This is a genomic window from Lentibacillus juripiscarius (genome assembly GCF_042685205.1).
Lineage (GTDB): Bacteria > Bacillota > Bacilli > Bacillales > Amphibacillaceae > Lentibacillus > Lentibacillus juripiscarius.
Genome location: NZ_JBHUNA010000033.1, coordinates 25,781 through 40,168 on the forward strand (window position 1 = coordinate 25,781; position 14,388 = coordinate 40,168).

At 45.7% G+C, this 14,388-nt stretch carries 16 protein-coding genes; 8 read left to right on the forward strand and 8 right to left on the reverse strand.

Going from position 1 to position 14,388, the window contains the following annotated elements:
• Positions 1 to 15: 15 nt before the first annotated feature.
• From ACFSUO_RS13660 to ACFSUO_RS13690, 7 genes are all read left to right on the forward strand, one after another.
• A complete protein-coding gene (locus ACFSUO_RS13660; RefSeq protein ID WP_382395020.1) occupies positions 16 to 1,269 on the forward strand; it encodes an L-lactate MFS transporter in 1,254 nt (417 codons plus the stop codon).
• A gap of 146 nt (positions 1,270 to 1,415) precedes the next feature.
• Positions 1,416 to 4,367, forward strand: coding sequence for a formate dehydrogenase subunit alpha (fdhF, locus tag ACFSUO_RS13665; RefSeq protein WP_382395022.1), 2,952 nt, complete (start codon positions 1,416 to 1,418; stop codon positions 4,365 to 4,367).
• Positions 4,360 to 4,827 (forward strand): DUF1641 domain-containing protein, encoded by a 468-nt coding sequence (locus ACFSUO_RS13670; RefSeq protein ID WP_382395024.1) that lies wholly within the window; start codon positions 4,360 to 4,362, stop codon positions 4,825 to 4,827. Before fdhF ends, ACFSUO_RS13670 begins: the two co-directional genes overlap by 8 nt.
• 279 nt (positions 4,828 to 5,106) lie before the next feature.
• Positions 5,107 to 6,852: a carbon starvation CstA family protein gene (locus ACFSUO_RS13675; RefSeq protein ID WP_382395026.1), complete on the forward strand. Its 1,746-nt coding sequence runs from the start codon at positions 5,107 to 5,109 to the stop codon at positions 6,850 to 6,852.
• An 86-nt stretch (positions 6,853 to 6,938) separates the two neighbouring features.
• Positions 6,939 to 7,196, forward strand: a complete 258-nt coding sequence (locus tag ACFSUO_RS13680) for a cory-CC-star protein (RefSeq protein WP_382395028.1) — start codon at positions 6,939 to 6,941, stop codon at positions 7,194 to 7,196.
• A gap of 43 nt (positions 7,197 to 7,239) precedes the next feature.
• Positions 7,240 to 8,181, forward strand: a complete 942-nt coding sequence (locus ACFSUO_RS13685) for an ArsA family ATPase (protein ID WP_382395030.1) — start codon at positions 7,240 to 7,242, stop codon at positions 8,179 to 8,181.
• The gene (locus ACFSUO_RS13690) at positions 8,178 to 9,161 is read left to right on the forward strand and encodes a zinc-binding dehydrogenase (protein WP_382395032.1); all 984 of its coding nucleotides are present in this window, start codon (positions 8,178 to 8,180) and stop codon (positions 9,159 to 9,161) included. Before ACFSUO_RS13685 ends, ACFSUO_RS13690 begins: the two co-directional genes overlap by 4 nt.
• An 83-nt stretch (positions 9,162 to 9,244) precedes the next feature.
• On the opposite strand, the gene ACFSUO_RS13695 is transcribed toward ACFSUO_RS13690, so the two are convergent.
• From ACFSUO_RS13695 to ACFSUO_RS13725, 7 genes are all read right to left on the reverse strand, one after another.
• Positions 9,245 to 10,102 carry a DUF421 domain-containing protein gene (locus tag ACFSUO_RS13695; protein ID WP_382395034.1) on the reverse strand — a complete coding sequence of 286 codons (858 nt, stop codon included), beginning with the start codon at positions 10,100 to 10,102 and terminating at the stop codon, positions 9,245 to 9,247.
• Positions 10,103 to 10,186: 84 nt separating this feature from the next.
• Positions 10,187 to 10,390, reverse strand: a complete 204-nt coding sequence (locus ACFSUO_RS13700) for a DUF1657 domain-containing protein (RefSeq protein ID WP_382395036.1) — start codon at positions 10,388 to 10,390, stop codon at positions 10,187 to 10,189.
• A gap of 11 nt (positions 10,391 to 10,401) precedes the next feature.
• The gene (spoVAE, locus tag ACFSUO_RS13705) at positions 10,402 to 10,752 is read right to left on the reverse strand and encodes a stage V sporulation protein AE (RefSeq protein WP_382395038.1); all 351 of its coding nucleotides are present in this window, start codon (positions 10,750 to 10,752) and stop codon (positions 10,402 to 10,404) included.
• Positions 10,749 to 11,765, reverse strand: coding sequence for a stage V sporulation protein AD (gene spoVAD, locus ACFSUO_RS13710; protein ID WP_382395040.1), 1,017 nt, complete (start codon positions 11,763 to 11,765; stop codon positions 10,749 to 10,751). Before spoVAD ends, spoVAE begins: the two co-directional genes overlap by 4 nt.
• On the reverse strand, positions 11,765 to 12,244 hold the full coding sequence (gene spoVAC / locus ACFSUO_RS13715; protein ID WP_382395042.1) for a stage V sporulation protein AC: 480 nt from the start codon (positions 12,242 to 12,244) through the stop codon (positions 11,765 to 11,767). The genes spoVAD and spoVAC overlap by 1 nt, the downstream gene beginning before the upstream one ends.
• Positions 12,245 to 12,261: 17 nt before the next feature.
• The gene (locus tag ACFSUO_RS13720) at positions 12,262 to 12,723 is read right to left on the reverse strand and encodes a YhcN/YlaJ family sporulation lipoprotein (RefSeq protein ID WP_382395044.1); all 462 of its coding nucleotides are present in this window, start codon (positions 12,721 to 12,723) and stop codon (positions 12,262 to 12,264) included.
• Between the two features lie 51 nt (positions 12,724 to 12,774).
• The gene (locus tag ACFSUO_RS13725) at positions 12,775 to 12,981 is read right to left on the reverse strand and encodes a DUF1657 domain-containing protein (RefSeq protein ID WP_129673800.1); all 207 of its coding nucleotides are present in this window, start codon (positions 12,979 to 12,981) and stop codon (positions 12,775 to 12,777) included.
• A gap of 198 nt (positions 12,982 to 13,179) precedes the next feature.
• On the opposite strand from ACFSUO_RS13725, the gene ACFSUO_RS13730 reads away from it, so the two are divergent.
• Positions 13,180 to 13,623, forward strand: coding sequence for a hypothetical protein (locus ACFSUO_RS13730; protein WP_382395047.1), 444 nt, complete (start codon positions 13,180 to 13,182; stop codon positions 13,621 to 13,623).
• A gap of 33 nt (positions 13,624 to 13,656) precedes the next feature.
• Here the strand turns inward: ACFSUO_RS13730 and ACFSUO_RS13735 are convergent, their stop codons facing one another.
• Positions 13,657 to 14,373 (reverse strand): hypothetical protein, encoded by a 717-nt coding sequence (locus ACFSUO_RS13735; protein WP_382395049.1) that lies wholly within the window; start codon positions 14,371 to 14,373, stop codon positions 13,657 to 13,659.
• Between the last annotated feature and the right edge of the window lie 15 nt (positions 14,374 to 14,388).

The following is a 14,388-nucleotide window of genomic DNA, read 5'->3' on the forward strand; positions in this document are numbered from 1 at the left end:
AGCGGGAGGGGAAACATGGAGAAAGTTAAAAATCGTTGGTTCATTGCTTTGTCCGGGGTAGGTATTCATATTTGTATAGGATCGGCGTACGCTTGGAGTGTCTTTACAAACCCGATGGCTGATGCGTATGGCTGGAGCACAAGTCAGATTTCCCTTGCTTTCAGTATTGCAATCTTTCTTTTAGGATTTTCGGCGGCTTTCATGGGGAAGTTTGTGGAGAAAAGGGGTCCGCGCATTTCCGGAATGTTATCCGCTCTGTTTTTTGGGGTGGGTGTGATGGGAACTGGCTTGGCAACTGCTTTTGAATCATTGATTTTAATGTATTTCTTTTACGGGGTTATTGGTGGCATTGGACTCGGGATCGGTTATATAGCACCAGTGTCAACGCTTGTAAAATGGTTTCCGGATCACCGGGGGCTGGCAACGGGGCTTGCGATCATGGGCTTTGGCTTTGCGTCGCTTATCAGCGGGCCGGCCGGTGAGGCTCTGGTCAGTTCAGTTGGTATTTCCAACGCATTTTATATTTTGGGAGCAAGTTATTTGATCATCATGATGGCTGCATCGCAGTATCTTGCACCGCCTCCAGAGGGGTGGAAACCAAAAGGAATGCGGGTTGACAAAGCTGATAAACCGAAGAAAGAAAAAGAAGACCTTTCCCAAATGACAGCCAATGAGGCTATTAAGACGAAACCGTTCTGGATGTTATGGACGATGCTGTTTCTTAACGTTACCACAGGTATTGCTATCATCTCTGTTGCATCTCCAATTGGTCAGGAAATTACCGGTATGTCAGCCGTTGCGGCAGCTGCGATGGTAGGGATCATGGGACTTTTCAATGGCGCTGGCAGACTTGGATGGGCTGCTATCTCCGACTATATTGGCCGACCGAATGTGTATACGATATTTTTTATTACAGGCATTGTTTCCTACTTTTTGCTACCAGTTATAACTTCGGTGATTTTATTTCAAATTCTTGTGTATGCTATCGTTTCCTGTTACGGAGGGGGTTTTTCATCCGTTCCAGCTTACATTGGGGATTTGTTTGGAACAAAACAGCTGGGCGCGATTCATGGCTATATTTTAACCGCCTGGGCAGTAGCCGGTGTTGTTGGGCCTATGGTGCTGTCGCTAATCTATGATTCGACCAATAGCTATCAGCTGGTTTTAGTTATATTTGGGGCTATGCACATTATTTCTCTATTGATTTCCATCTGGATAAGAGTGGTTATGCGGCAAATGAAAGAGGAAAAAGGAAATAGCGCCTACTAGTATGTTTCAAATGATGGAGGGACAGGAATATATATCTTAACTATAGCTGATATGTTAATATTTTCTCTGTTTATGTTATAATATTTTTAAAATACAAACTTTTAAAAAGGGATGTGCAAGTGATTTTGCTTTAGGGAGGGGAAAAGGTGGCAAATCAGGACCATGTCATTGTGACCATTAATGGGGAAGAGTATTTGGCAGCACCGGAGCAGAATTTATTGGATCTGATTAACACGACTGGTACGTTTGTTCCGCAGATCTGCTATAACGAGGCATTAGGACCTGTCCAGACATGTGACACTTGTATGGTGGAGGTGGATGGTGATGTTGTACGTGCGTGCGGGACAACGGTGAAGGCAGGCATGAGTGTTAAAACGGATCCCGGGCATGTGAATGAAGCACAGAAGGAGGCGCTGGACAGAATTCTGGAGAATCATGAGCTGTATTGTACCGTCTGTGATTACAATAATGGCTCATGTGAGATTCATAATACGGTTCAGGAGTTTGGGCTTGAACATCAGTCTCGTCCGTTCGAACCGAAACCTTATGAAATTGACAATTCCAGTCCGTTTTACCGGTATGACCCGGATCAGTGCATTTTGTGCGGACGATGTGTGGAAGTGTGCCAGGATGTTCAGGTGAATGAAACACTTCTGATTGACTGGGATCGCAAGCAGCCGCGAGTAGTCTGGGATGAAGACGCGCCAATTGATGAGTCTTCATGTGTCAGCTGCGGGCAGTGTGTAACGGTCTGTCCGTGTAATGCCCTGATGGAGACGTCGATGGTTGGCGAGGCAGGCTATATGACCGACCACGAACCAGGTCTGCTCCGGTCGATGATTGATGCAACGAAGACTGTGGAGCCCGGATATGGACCATTGTTTGCCGTTTCTGATACGGAAGCTGCCATGCGTGAGGAGCGCATCGAAAAAACGAAAACGGTCTGTACATATTGTGGTGTTGGCTGTACATTTGACGTATGGACAAAAGACCGGAAAGTACTGAAAGTGGAGCCGCAGCACGATTCACCGGCCAATGGTATCTCCACGTGTGTGAAAGGGAAGTTTGGCTGGGATTACGTAAATTCAGAAGAACGTCTTACAAAGCCGCTCATTCGTGATGGGGAGTCGTTTGTTGAAGTGGAGTGGGAGGAGGCACTGGATTACACCGCCAGGCGCTTTCAGGAAATCAAAGCTGCCAAGGGTGCAGATGCACTGGGATTCATCGCTTCGTCGAAAGCAACCAATGAAGAATCGTACGCCATGCAGAAATTGGCCCGGCAGGCAATCGGCACTAATAATATCGATAACTGCTCCCGCTATTGCCAGTCACCGGCAACAAAAGGGCTATTCCGTACGGTGGGGCATGGTGGTGACTCCGGTTCCATCGATGACATCGCCAAGGCAGATATGGTGATAACGATTGGATCCAACACAGCTGAGTCACACCCTGTGCTCGCTTCACGGATTAAACGGTCGCAAAAGTTGTTTGGACAGAAGCTATACGTGTTTGATTTGCGGAAACATGAGATGGGACAGCGCGCGGACCGGTTCTTCCAGCCGAAAAGCGGAACCGATCTCGTCTGGCTCTCAGCTGTGACGAAATATATTATTGACAATGGTTTGGAAGACAGCGCTTTTATCGACAAATGGGTGAACAAGTTTGAGGATTTCAAACAATCCTTGGAGCCATTTACACTCGATTACGCGGAAGAAATGACCGGCATTGCAAAACAAGATTTGATGGCTATTGCCGAACAGGCTGCAAGCGTCGGGAAACTCGCGGTATGCTGGGCGATGGGGGTGACCCAGCACCAGCTTGGCAGTGACACAAGTACCGCCATTTCCAATCTGCTGCTTGTGACCGGCAACTATATGCGGGAAGGGACAGGTGCCTATCCATTAAGAGGGCACAACAACGTCCAGGGCTGCAGTGATTTTGGCAGCATGCCGAACTTCTTCCCGGGATATGAAGAAGTTGCCGCTGATGACGTTCGGAGCCGTTATGAAGAAGCGTGGGGGGTAGAGATACCCGCACAGCCCGGCAAAGATAACCATGAAATGATTGGTGCCATCCATGAAGGGGAGCTGGCCTCTTTGTACGTCCTTGGCGAGGATACCGGTATTGTGGATGCCAATATCAATTACGTGACAGCGGCATTTGAAAAATTGGAATTCTTTGTTGTGCAGGATTTATTTTTAACCGAGACGGCAAAATATGCGGATGTTATTTTACCGGCGGTTCCGAGCCTGGAAAAAGAAGGGACCTTCACCAATACGGAGCGACGCATTCAGCGGCTTTATCAGGCGCTTGATCCTGTCGGAGATTCCCGCCCGGATTGGCAAATTATCATGGATATTGCCAGGCGGCTCGGGTATGACTGGAATTATGCCAGCCCATCGGACATTATGGATGAAGCGGCGTCACTGGCACCGTTATTTGCCGGCGTCCGTTACGACAGACTAACCGGGTACGACAGTCTGCAGTGGCCGGTTGCGGCTGATGGTACGGATACACCACTGCTGTTTACGGACGGATTTCCGTTTGATGATAACAAGGCGACATTTTACCCGCTTGAATTTAAACTGCGCTATGACACGGATGACGAATATGATTTGCATGTAAACAATGGCCGGGTGCTGGAGCACTTCCATGAAGGGAATATGACGTATAAGTCACCGGCCATCACCAGCAAAATGCCGACAGCGTTTATTGAAATTTCGCCTGAATTGGCAAAAGAACGCGGAATTAACGAAGGCGCCGAAGTGAAACTGGTATCGAGAACCGGTGAGGTGACCGGGACGGTGCATGTGACGGATCGGGTCAGCGGCAACGAACTGTACCTGCCTCTGAATGACAATGGCAAAACCGCTGTCAATTATCTGACTGACAATCGTGTGGATAAGGATACGGATACACCGGCCTATAAAGAAATAGCGGTCAGGATGGAAGTCATCAAGAAAAAAGGTAAAAGTCCGCTTCCGCCAAACAACTACCGGCGCGGCAATCCGCAGCCACAAATTGGTGTCCGTGTGGAGGGTAAATGGGAACGCGATGACTATATTTTTCCAGGAAGTCAGGTGAAGCAGAATGGCTGAGAAACTTTCGAAAATAAAGCGAATGGAAGTACCTAAAGAAACCATTCGCCAGCGTAATCTGGAGGAAGTGGCAGCAGCGGTCAGTGACAATAAGGAAGCGATTTTGAAAGGAATTGACTTGCTGGAGGCACTCAATCAGAGTGAAACACTTGATATGATGAACGCCCTTGTCAAACATCGGGAAGATGCACTGGTGAATGTGATGCGTGAGCTGAATAAGCCGGAGTATGCAGCACCAGTGGAAAACCTCACAAAACTGTTTCAGCTTGCAGGGAGGCTCGATGTGGATGAACTGCAGTATTTTGCGGACCGCATGAATCATGCAGTTAAAGAGGCTGCGGCATCAGAAGCGTCGGGGAAAACATCTTACATGGATCTTTTGAAAGCTTTGAAAGACCCGGAAATCAACCGGAGTATTACCATGCTGCTGCAGTTTTTGCGCGGGATGGGAAAGGCATAAATTCAATCCTGACAGTGCGTGACGCTGTCAGGATTTTTATGACGTTCGGGAGTATAATCTGTGAATAAGCTCCTTATAAGCAAAATCTTCCTTCTTTCACTCGCACTAAGCAATTAGAAACACTATTCTAAGAATTATCTTTCAATTAGGGTTTTAAATATTTAAATTTATCTGTATTTATAGTAAAATGAAGTTGTACTAGAAAGCGTTTCCGCATATATTCTAATGGGATACCTACAATTTTCTGATGTTTCTGCCAATTAAAAGGAGGAGAGGCGAATGAGTGGTATTTTGGCAGCAGTGATCGGGTTGGTGGTCTTTGCGCTTGGCTACCGGTATTATTCCAAGCTGGTAGCCGAGAAGATCTTCCGGCTTGATCCAAACTATGTGACGCCGGCGCACAAGTACAAGGATGATGTGGACTTTGTGCCGACAAACAAATTTGTCTTATGGGGACATCACTTTACTTCTGTCGCTGGTGCGGCACCAATTCTCGGACCGGCAATTGCCGTTTATTGGGGCTGGCTACCAGCATTGATATGGGTGGTGCTGGGCACTGTTTTAGCAGCTGGTGTCCATGACTTTGGCACGCTCGTCCTGTCCGTACGCAATAAAGGACAATCCATCGGGACCCTTGCAGACAAGCTGGTCGGCCAGCGGGCAAAAATGCTGTTCTTATTTATTATTTTGATTCTCGTATTGATGGTGAATGCTGTTTTTGCCTGGGTAATTGCTAATCTGTTTGTTTCATACCCGGCAAGTGTTATTCCGGTATTCATCCAGATCCCGCTGGCTATTTGGATTGGTTATGCCGTTTATAAGCGGAATGCAAAAATGCTGGGTCCCTCGGTGATAGCACTCGCCGTTATGTACTTGGCGGCGATTGTTGCGAGCAGAGCGGAAGTGTTGCAAATTGATCTGGTTCGGTATTTTGGCGGTGAGGGTAGTGCTGGTTTATTCGGCATGGGTGCAGTTAATAGCGCGTTTTTGATTTGGATTATTATTTTAATGGCTTACGTCTATATCGCTTCCACCATTCCGGTCTGGAAGCTCTTACAGCCGCGTGATTTTATTAATTCGCACCAGCTTGTCGTCGGTCTGGCCATTTTATACCTTGGTCTGTTGTTTACGAATCCGGAAATTACAGCACCAATCACGAATCCTGGTGCAGATACGTCCTGGTTCCCGCTGTTATTCATCACCATTGCTTGTGGTGCGATATCCGGGTTCCACGGTCTCGTTTCAAGCGGAACATCTTCCAAGCAGCTTAACAAAGAAACAGACGCACGTTTTGTCGGATATTTTGGTGCTGTCGGTGAAGGTACACTTGCTCTCGTATCGATTTTGGCTGTTGTCACGTTCTTTGGAAGTACCGATGAATTTCTGGCGACCTACAGCAGTTTTCCAGCGGCTAACGAAGCTGGGCTGAATGTCTTTGTTGAAGGTGCGAGTGCTTTGGCGACAGGATTAATGATCCCGCCAGACATTGCTGGGACGATTGTATCGATAATTATTGTTAGCTTTGCAGCAACGACGCTGGATACATCAGTCCGTATGATGCGCTATATCATCGCAGAACTTGGTGCGGAATACAAAGTGCCGGCGCTTTCCAAAATGCATGTGGCCACATCGGTAGCGGTTATCTCCAGCACAGTGTTGGTACTCTTGCCGGAAGGATCCAAAGGGTTTGGGTCAGGCGGTTACTTGCTCTGGCCGCTGTTTGGTACATCCAATCAGCTGCTTGCTGGCATCAGTTTGCTTTTGATTTCTATTTGGCTGAAGAGACGGGGCAGCAACTATTTGGTGACACTGATACCAATGATCTTTGTGATGTTTATGACATTATGGGCCATGTTCCAACAAGTGCTGTTTGAATGGTCATGGTTCGGCAGTGACCCGAAACTTTTGCTGTTCGTGCTGGGCGCAATTATCTTTGTGTTTGCCGTCTGGATTGTGCTGACAGCGTTCAGCTCATTAACGCAGAACCTGAAAACACCGGATGATTTGGATAAACATGCGAAATAGTGAAGTTGCGAAGGTGCCAATGTTACAGATGTTGGCACTCTTTCGCTTTATTAACTACTGGGACAGTTTTGTAAAGGGGTGATCATATGCTGGACCAGCTGAAGAGACTCGCGGCATTTTATGAAGAAGTACTCCGTATGCCGCATCGCCAGGAAATAGCCAGGGAACTCCGGGATCAGGATGACTTATTCCTCCTGCTCTTATATTCAGAAATGCTCGGCATCCCGAATCCGGTTTATTACTATACACTGGAATTGTATCCATACATGATTGAACAGTTTCATGACTGGCACTTGCGGATGGGAATGGATAAATCACCACTGACAGGCATCCGCTGCTGCTAGTGACCAGAAACCCGACAAAGATGATGAAAAAGGAGTTAGCATGATGAAAGTATTAGAGAAGAAAATTATATTTGCAGGCGGCAAAGGCGGGACAGGCAAATCCACATCTGCGGCAGCAATTGCCTGGAAATCAGCGCTGAATGGCTTTCATACATTGCTTATTTCCACGGACCCTGCCCACAATCTGGGTGATATTTTTAACCGGCAGATCGGCGGCACGGTCACCAAAGTAGCCGACAGTCTTGATGCCATTGAAATCGATCCGCAGAAAGAGACGGACACCTATATAAAAGAAGTGAAATCGAATATCAGCAATGTCGTGCATTCCGGCATGATGGAAGAAGTCCACCGCCAGCTGGATACAGCAAAAGCATCCCCTGGTGCCGATGAAGCGGCGTTATTCGATAAATTAATATCAATTATTTTAGAAGAAAGGCAACATTATGATAAGCTTATATTTGATACAGCACCAACAGGCCATACCATCCGTCTTTTGTCCTTGCCTGAATTGATGGGAGTCTGGATTGAAGGAATGCTGCAAAAACGGAATAAAACGAATGAAAACTACAGCCAGCTGCTGAACGATGGTGAGCCTGTCGAGGACCCGATCTATGATGTGCTGAAAAAACGCCAGGAACGCTTTGCAAGGGCACGGGAGATTCTTCTGGATGACGGGGTGACCGGTTTTGCATTTGTTATTAACCCGGAGCGTTTGTCCATTGTGGAAACCGAAAAAGCAATTGACTTACTGGCCAATTATCATTTGCACGTAAAAACGCTGATCGTCAACAAAATACTGCCGAAAGATGCCGATGGCGAATTTTTGCAGAAACGAAAAACTCATGAACACCAGTATCTGGACCTCATCAAAGAGACATTTGCGGAACAAGAGAAAATTTATATCCCACTTTTTTCACATGATATAACCGAAAAACAGCATCTCCATACATTTAGTAAATATTATGAGGAGGGCCAATGGCTATGAAAGCATTTGTACACGAACATGGGGAATTAAAACAGAAAGAAATGGACAAACCGTTTGCTGACCATGCACAAGTTACGGTCGCAATAAAAGCGGCAGGATTGAACCGGCGAGATTGTTCTATCCCTGGCCGCAGAGGGGAAGAACCGGGAGCACTTATTCTTGGTTCGGACGGTGCCGGTGTGGTTGACTCGGTCGGCGAGGGTGTAACCGAATTTTCTGTCGGAGATGAAGTAATTATTAATCCGTCCCTTGGCTGGTATGAAAATAGTGATGCACCACCGGAACAATTTGAGATTTTAGGGATGCCTGACAATGGGACGTTCGCTGAATACATTGTGCTGTCTGCAGAGCAACTTGAAAAGAAACCGGAACACTTGTCATGGGATGAAGCAGGAGTGCTTGCATTGTCAGGCTTAACTGGGTATCGAGCATTATTTACAAGGGGAAAAGCTGCTAAGGGTGAAACAGTATTCATTCCAGGAGCAGGAAGCGGTGTAGCGACGTTTCTTATTCAATTCGCTAAAAAAGCAGGTGCCCGTGTCATCGTCAGCTCCCGCAGTACAGCAAAACGGGAACAGGCAAAAGAACTTGGTGCCGATCGTGCCATTGATACGAACAGCAGCTGGCCGGAAGAATTGGCGGATGAAACGATTGATTTGGTTATTGAAAGTGTAGGAAAAGCGACATTCAACCGTTCTTTGGAAGTGCTGAAAAAAGGCGGCAGGATCGTTACGTTTGGTGCAACGACAGAAGATACGATTGAGCTTAATTTGCGCTCGTTTTTCTATGGACAGTATCAGCTGATTGGCTCGACCATGGGCAGCAGGGAGGAGCTACATGCCATGCTGGATTTCATGGAAAGTCACCAGATGCATCCAGTAGTGGATCGTACATTTTCGCTCAGTGAAGCATCTGACGCGATGAATTATGTAAAAGAATCAAAACAATTTGGTAAAGTTGCCCTTCATATAGACGAGTAAAACAAACAGGCACCCGGTATAATGGGTGCCTGTTTGTTTTTTGGGATGCAGATGGATACCACCGGGATTGTAACACGGTCTTCTCAGTTTAAGTACGGCGTTATTTTGTTAATAGCCTGCTGAAGCCGTTCACTGTTTTTTTGGTACAGCACTTTGGTTTCTTTGTTTTCTGTTTCCAACGCAAACATCTCCAAATCCGCCTGGCATTTTTTCAGGGTAGCCAGAAGAAGTGGTTTTTCCGTTGGGGTTGGTACAGAAAGTTGATCATCGAATAAATCGACTGTTAGCTGTCCATCACTGTCAACCTGACCGAGAAAAACATTTTCAATGCTGACATTCATCTTTTCGAGTTCAGTTTCCAGCCAATTAGGGTTCAAGGAAGCATTTGCTAATGGCTCTAATAGCATTTTTCCATCCATAATGACTGTTTGGGGTTCTTTTGATGGGGACACTTTTGTTCCTAGCATCTTAGGAGTGACAGGCTGGTTTTCTTTTTTAGGAAGTACATTCACATCCCCGGTTGGTTCCATTACTGCAAATTCGACATCAGCGGCTGTGAAAACATTGTTGCTGCGCAGCCTGCTGAGCAAATCGTCTGTTGTGACACGCTCTTTTTTCAGGTTATCTTCCATGATTTTGCCGTTTTGAATCAATACTGTACCTTTACCTTTTGTTACGTCACGGAACCGTTTGCTTTTAAGCGCAATAAATTCTGCAGCAAATGGAATGATGAACCAGACGGCCAGTGCGATAAACCCGTAGGCAATAGGGATATTCGGATTGATCACACTCATGGCAACGATGCCGCCAATGACAATCATGAGCATAAATTGGAAGACTGTAAGCTGAGACAGCTTCTTCTTGCCGAAGCCTTTACTTAGCATGAATAATACGAGTAATAAAATTGTTGAACGAACAATAATTTCAATCCACTCTGGCATGGTATCCATCCTTTTCCATGTTGTTTCGACGCAGGCGTAGCGGCAGGACAGCCCCGACATTCCTTGTCGCGTAAATGAACCTTTTTAGCTTTTATATTGCGGTTCTTCTTTGGTAAGAAAGATGACTTGCTGTTCCAGGTCCTGTTTAACGGTTCGGACTGTATTTCTTGCTTGTCGGAACGCTTCCTCCGCTTCCTGACTGCTTGTTTTAGCTGCTAGTGTTTCAAGTGTAGCATCAGCACTCTTCAGCGAAGCGTAACATCCTTTCACTTGCGAGCTGACGGTCATGACTAATCCTCCTATCCTTTAGGTTTGAAAAGGAAGGCACCGATGACGCCGAAAATGATAGCTGCCGAAATACCGGCGCTGGTGACTTCAAATATGCCTGTCACTACACCGATGATGCCATGCTGCTCTGCTTCCTGCATGGCACCGTGGACAAGCTGGTTGCCGAAGTTGGTTATTGGGACAGTCGCACCGGCACCTGCGAAGTCGATTAGCGGATCATATAGTCCAAGCCCGTCCAAAACAGCGCCAGTTATGACAAAAATGGTTAATGCGACTCCTGGATTAAGTTTGAATACATCAAACATAATTTGCCCGATAACACAAAAAATGCCGCCTACAACAAATGCCCAGAAAAAAATCATGATGTATCACTTCCTGCTTCAATTGATACTGCATGTGCAATACAAGGAATAGAATCATTCTGCTGCACACTCAGCGGAGAATGCAGTGCTCCGGTTGCTACCATAAGAATACGGTTTAGCTGCTTTTCTTTCAGCATCTGCAAATAATGGCCATAAACCCCAACTGCAGAACTTGCTGTACCACTCGCGCCGGAAAATACTGGCTGATCTTCACGATAAATCGTCAGTCCACAGTCTTTGTAGTTTTCCTTGGTGACATTAATATTTTTCTTCTGCAGCATGTCCAAAGAAACCTCCTGACCAACCTGACCAAGATCACCTGTAATAATCAAATCATAGTGTGAAGCATCCACACCAAGTTCCTGTAAGTGTGCTTCAATCGTATCCACAGCGGCAGGAGCCATTGCACCACCCATGTTGAATGGATCCGTCACCCCCATATCCACCACCTTACCGATGGTAGCGGAGGTTACTTTAGGCCCGATGCCATCTTTCGCAACGAGTGCACAACCGGCACCGGTTACAGTCCATTGGGCGGTTGGCGGTTTTTGTCCGCCATATTCTGTCGGATACCGGAATTGTTTTTCCGTTGCGGCATTATGACTGGCTGTGCCACTCAAAATATAATCTGCCCCATTTCCATTTATTAGGAATGCGGCGAGTGCAAGACTTTCCATTGATGTAGCACAAGCACTGAATAAGCCGAAATAAGGAAGATCCAGTGTCTTGGCTGCAAAACTGCTCGGTGTTATTTGGTTGATCAAATCACCACTTATGAAAAACTGCACCTGCTCTTTCTGAATAAGGCTGTTTTTGACAGCGACCTGGCATGCTTCTTCCATCATGGTCCGTTGTGCTTTCTCAAATGATGTTTGTTTCAGCCACATATCGTCATGCAAAATATCAAAAGCTTCCGGAATTCTGCCGTTTGCTTCAAATGGACCGCCAACGGTTCCGGTTGAAATAATGACTGGCTGATTTTCAAAAACCCATGTCCGGTGTCCCTTCAACATTATAAGCCACCCCATTGTATGATGATTGTTTTGATGAGAGCGATGACAAATGCCGAAAAAACGCCGTATACAATAACAGGCCCAGCCAGTTTGAACATGTTCCCGCCAACACCTAATATGAAGCCTTCGGAGCGGTGTTCAATCGCTGCTGAGATAACTGAGTTCCCAAAACCAGTAACAGGTATGGTGGACCCAGCCCCGGCAAATTGTCCAATATGGTCATAGACGCCAAACCCGGTTAAAAACATCGTGATGAAAATAAGTGTTGCTACTGTCGGGTTGCCGGCCGTCTGTTCCGTGAAATCAAAGAAATAGACGTAAATGGTGGAGATGATTTGGCCGATGAAACAAATAAAACCACCCACAAAGAATGCTTTTACACAGTTTTTTAACAGGGGGCGTTTCGTTTCCCTATGTTTTTGAAATTCCTGATATCGCTGTGCAGCCGGCGGTAAATTTTTCTTTTTCTTATTTGCCATGGTCCATCACGCTCACTTTAAGTTTTATCTTTCATTCGTTTAACCAGTTGTTTGACTTCTTTTTTCAGTTGCTTTTTTGACAGTTTCCCTTTGTCGACTTTCTTTTCCAGCTCCTGAAGATCAAGAATGATCCGTTTGTCCGTCGACACTTCTGCCTCGTGTTCAGGGAATGTCTTTTCCATTTGTTTGTGCACTTTTTTTCTTATGGATGCTAATTGAAAACGTTTATGATGTTCGATTTCAAATGCAATGATAAGTTGTTTGTCCGTATTTACGGCATGAATCGATGTAACTCCTTCTCGTTTTTGCAGCTTTTCTTTAGCCTGATTGGCAACAGTTTGACTGCTGGTGTTTGTCGATGTAATTTTTTTGAAATCGGTATTATCCGAATTTCCCTTTGACGTGTCGTCCTGTGCTGAACAGCTTATCAGGATGAAGATAATTCCGAGTGTCAGTACAAGTCGAAATGCCTTTTTCATTGGTTACCTCCAAGATTTGGACGAGGCTGGCTGGACAGCCAGCCTCGTCATTTAAAATCCTTTGTACTGTGGTTCTTCCTGCTCAATCTGTTGTACGCGTGTTTCTACCGATTGCAATACACCTTGTGTCTGCTGAGCGGCATTTTCATAAAGCTGCTTTGCTTGCTTATTTTCTGTTTGCAGAGCGAATTGCTCAAAGCTTGCTTGTGCGCTTTTTAAACCTGCTAACGTTTGTTTAACCTGGCTTGAAACGGTCATCGGTATCCTCCTTCAGTGGTAGGCTTCCTTAGGGTAACGTAAAGCATACGGAAATGTTTTTTTCCGTTGTGCTTCACCATTTATTTTTCAAAGAATATCTTTATTTATGCTTTCTATTTTTTCCCTTTTCATTAAAAAATTTTTGGAAACTTTTGGAGGGGTTCATTCGTCCTATATAGTAGGAAATGGGGGATACCAATGAAGAGAACAGCTAAAGCCATAATTATTATTTGTGTTTTTCTTCTTCTGTTGCTGTACTTATATTACGAACTTGAAGATGCAGAGCTTGCCAGCGGGAAAACAAGAGAAATACATAAAGGTGACTTTGTCATGCATATTCAGGTGGAAAGAATGGATGAAGGTTTTCGGGTATACCGGTCGGTCCAATATACTGGGGAAGACCCGGTTACCGTAAAGCACCAGACACCACTAATTTCCCTCTCTTTCAAACGCCGTAACCATGACTATACGGGAAGCACAGTGGCAAAAACTCTAAAGAAAGGAAGCACTTACCACCCGCAGGATCCAAAAACATTTAAAGCACCCAATGAAGGAGAACATATGCTGTTTTGTGAATCAGTATTCAAAGCAGGGAAAAAAGAAGTAACGATTCAGCATGAGGAAAAATTGGTATTCGAATAAAAACAGCACCCGACCAAATGGCGGTGCTGTTTTTTAATTATCGGTGTCCAATGTGAACTCGACTTCCTTTGTTAGCCGGCCGTTGTTCTCCCATTGCTGGATCGCCTCGTCTGACCGGCTATCCATATCCGGGATAGTGGCCTTAATCCTGTCATTATCCGCCCACTTAGCTGTTAAGACCGTCCAGGTATAGTCGAGAACATCTTCCTCACCGGTTACGTTGGCAAGCGGCATTGATTTCCATTTGTCCAAGTGGAAAACAACAATGTTGGAAGCTGGCAGCTCTGATTGTTCCCGATTGAAGTGGAAGAGGATTTTGGAACTGTCGGGTGATAACTTTATTGATACAGATTTAGCAAGGTCTGCAACAAGATAGGTCTGATTTTTATTTGTCCGGTCCAGCAGTAAATACGAGCACAAACCATCGGTACAGGAAAATTCCAACAGATAAAGGTTCCTGTTATCGGCATTAATGTGCTGCATGTCCATGTCCTCGATTGTTTGATCCCGGTTTTCCACCCCTTGCAAATATGCATCCAGAATCGGCACCATCTCCAGGTTGATAAGCACTTCCTCGTCCGGCAGCGTAAACTCGATGAATTCTTTGCTTTCCTGCTCATCACTTTCCTGTTCGACGATTTTTGGATCTTTTGCCGGGTTCTCCGGTTTGTCGTCCTTTTTTACAATGGCTGGTTCATCATTACAGGCAGCCAACAGGACCAGCACCAGAAGCCAGCTAAATCTTTTCATTCGGCAGCCCCCTTT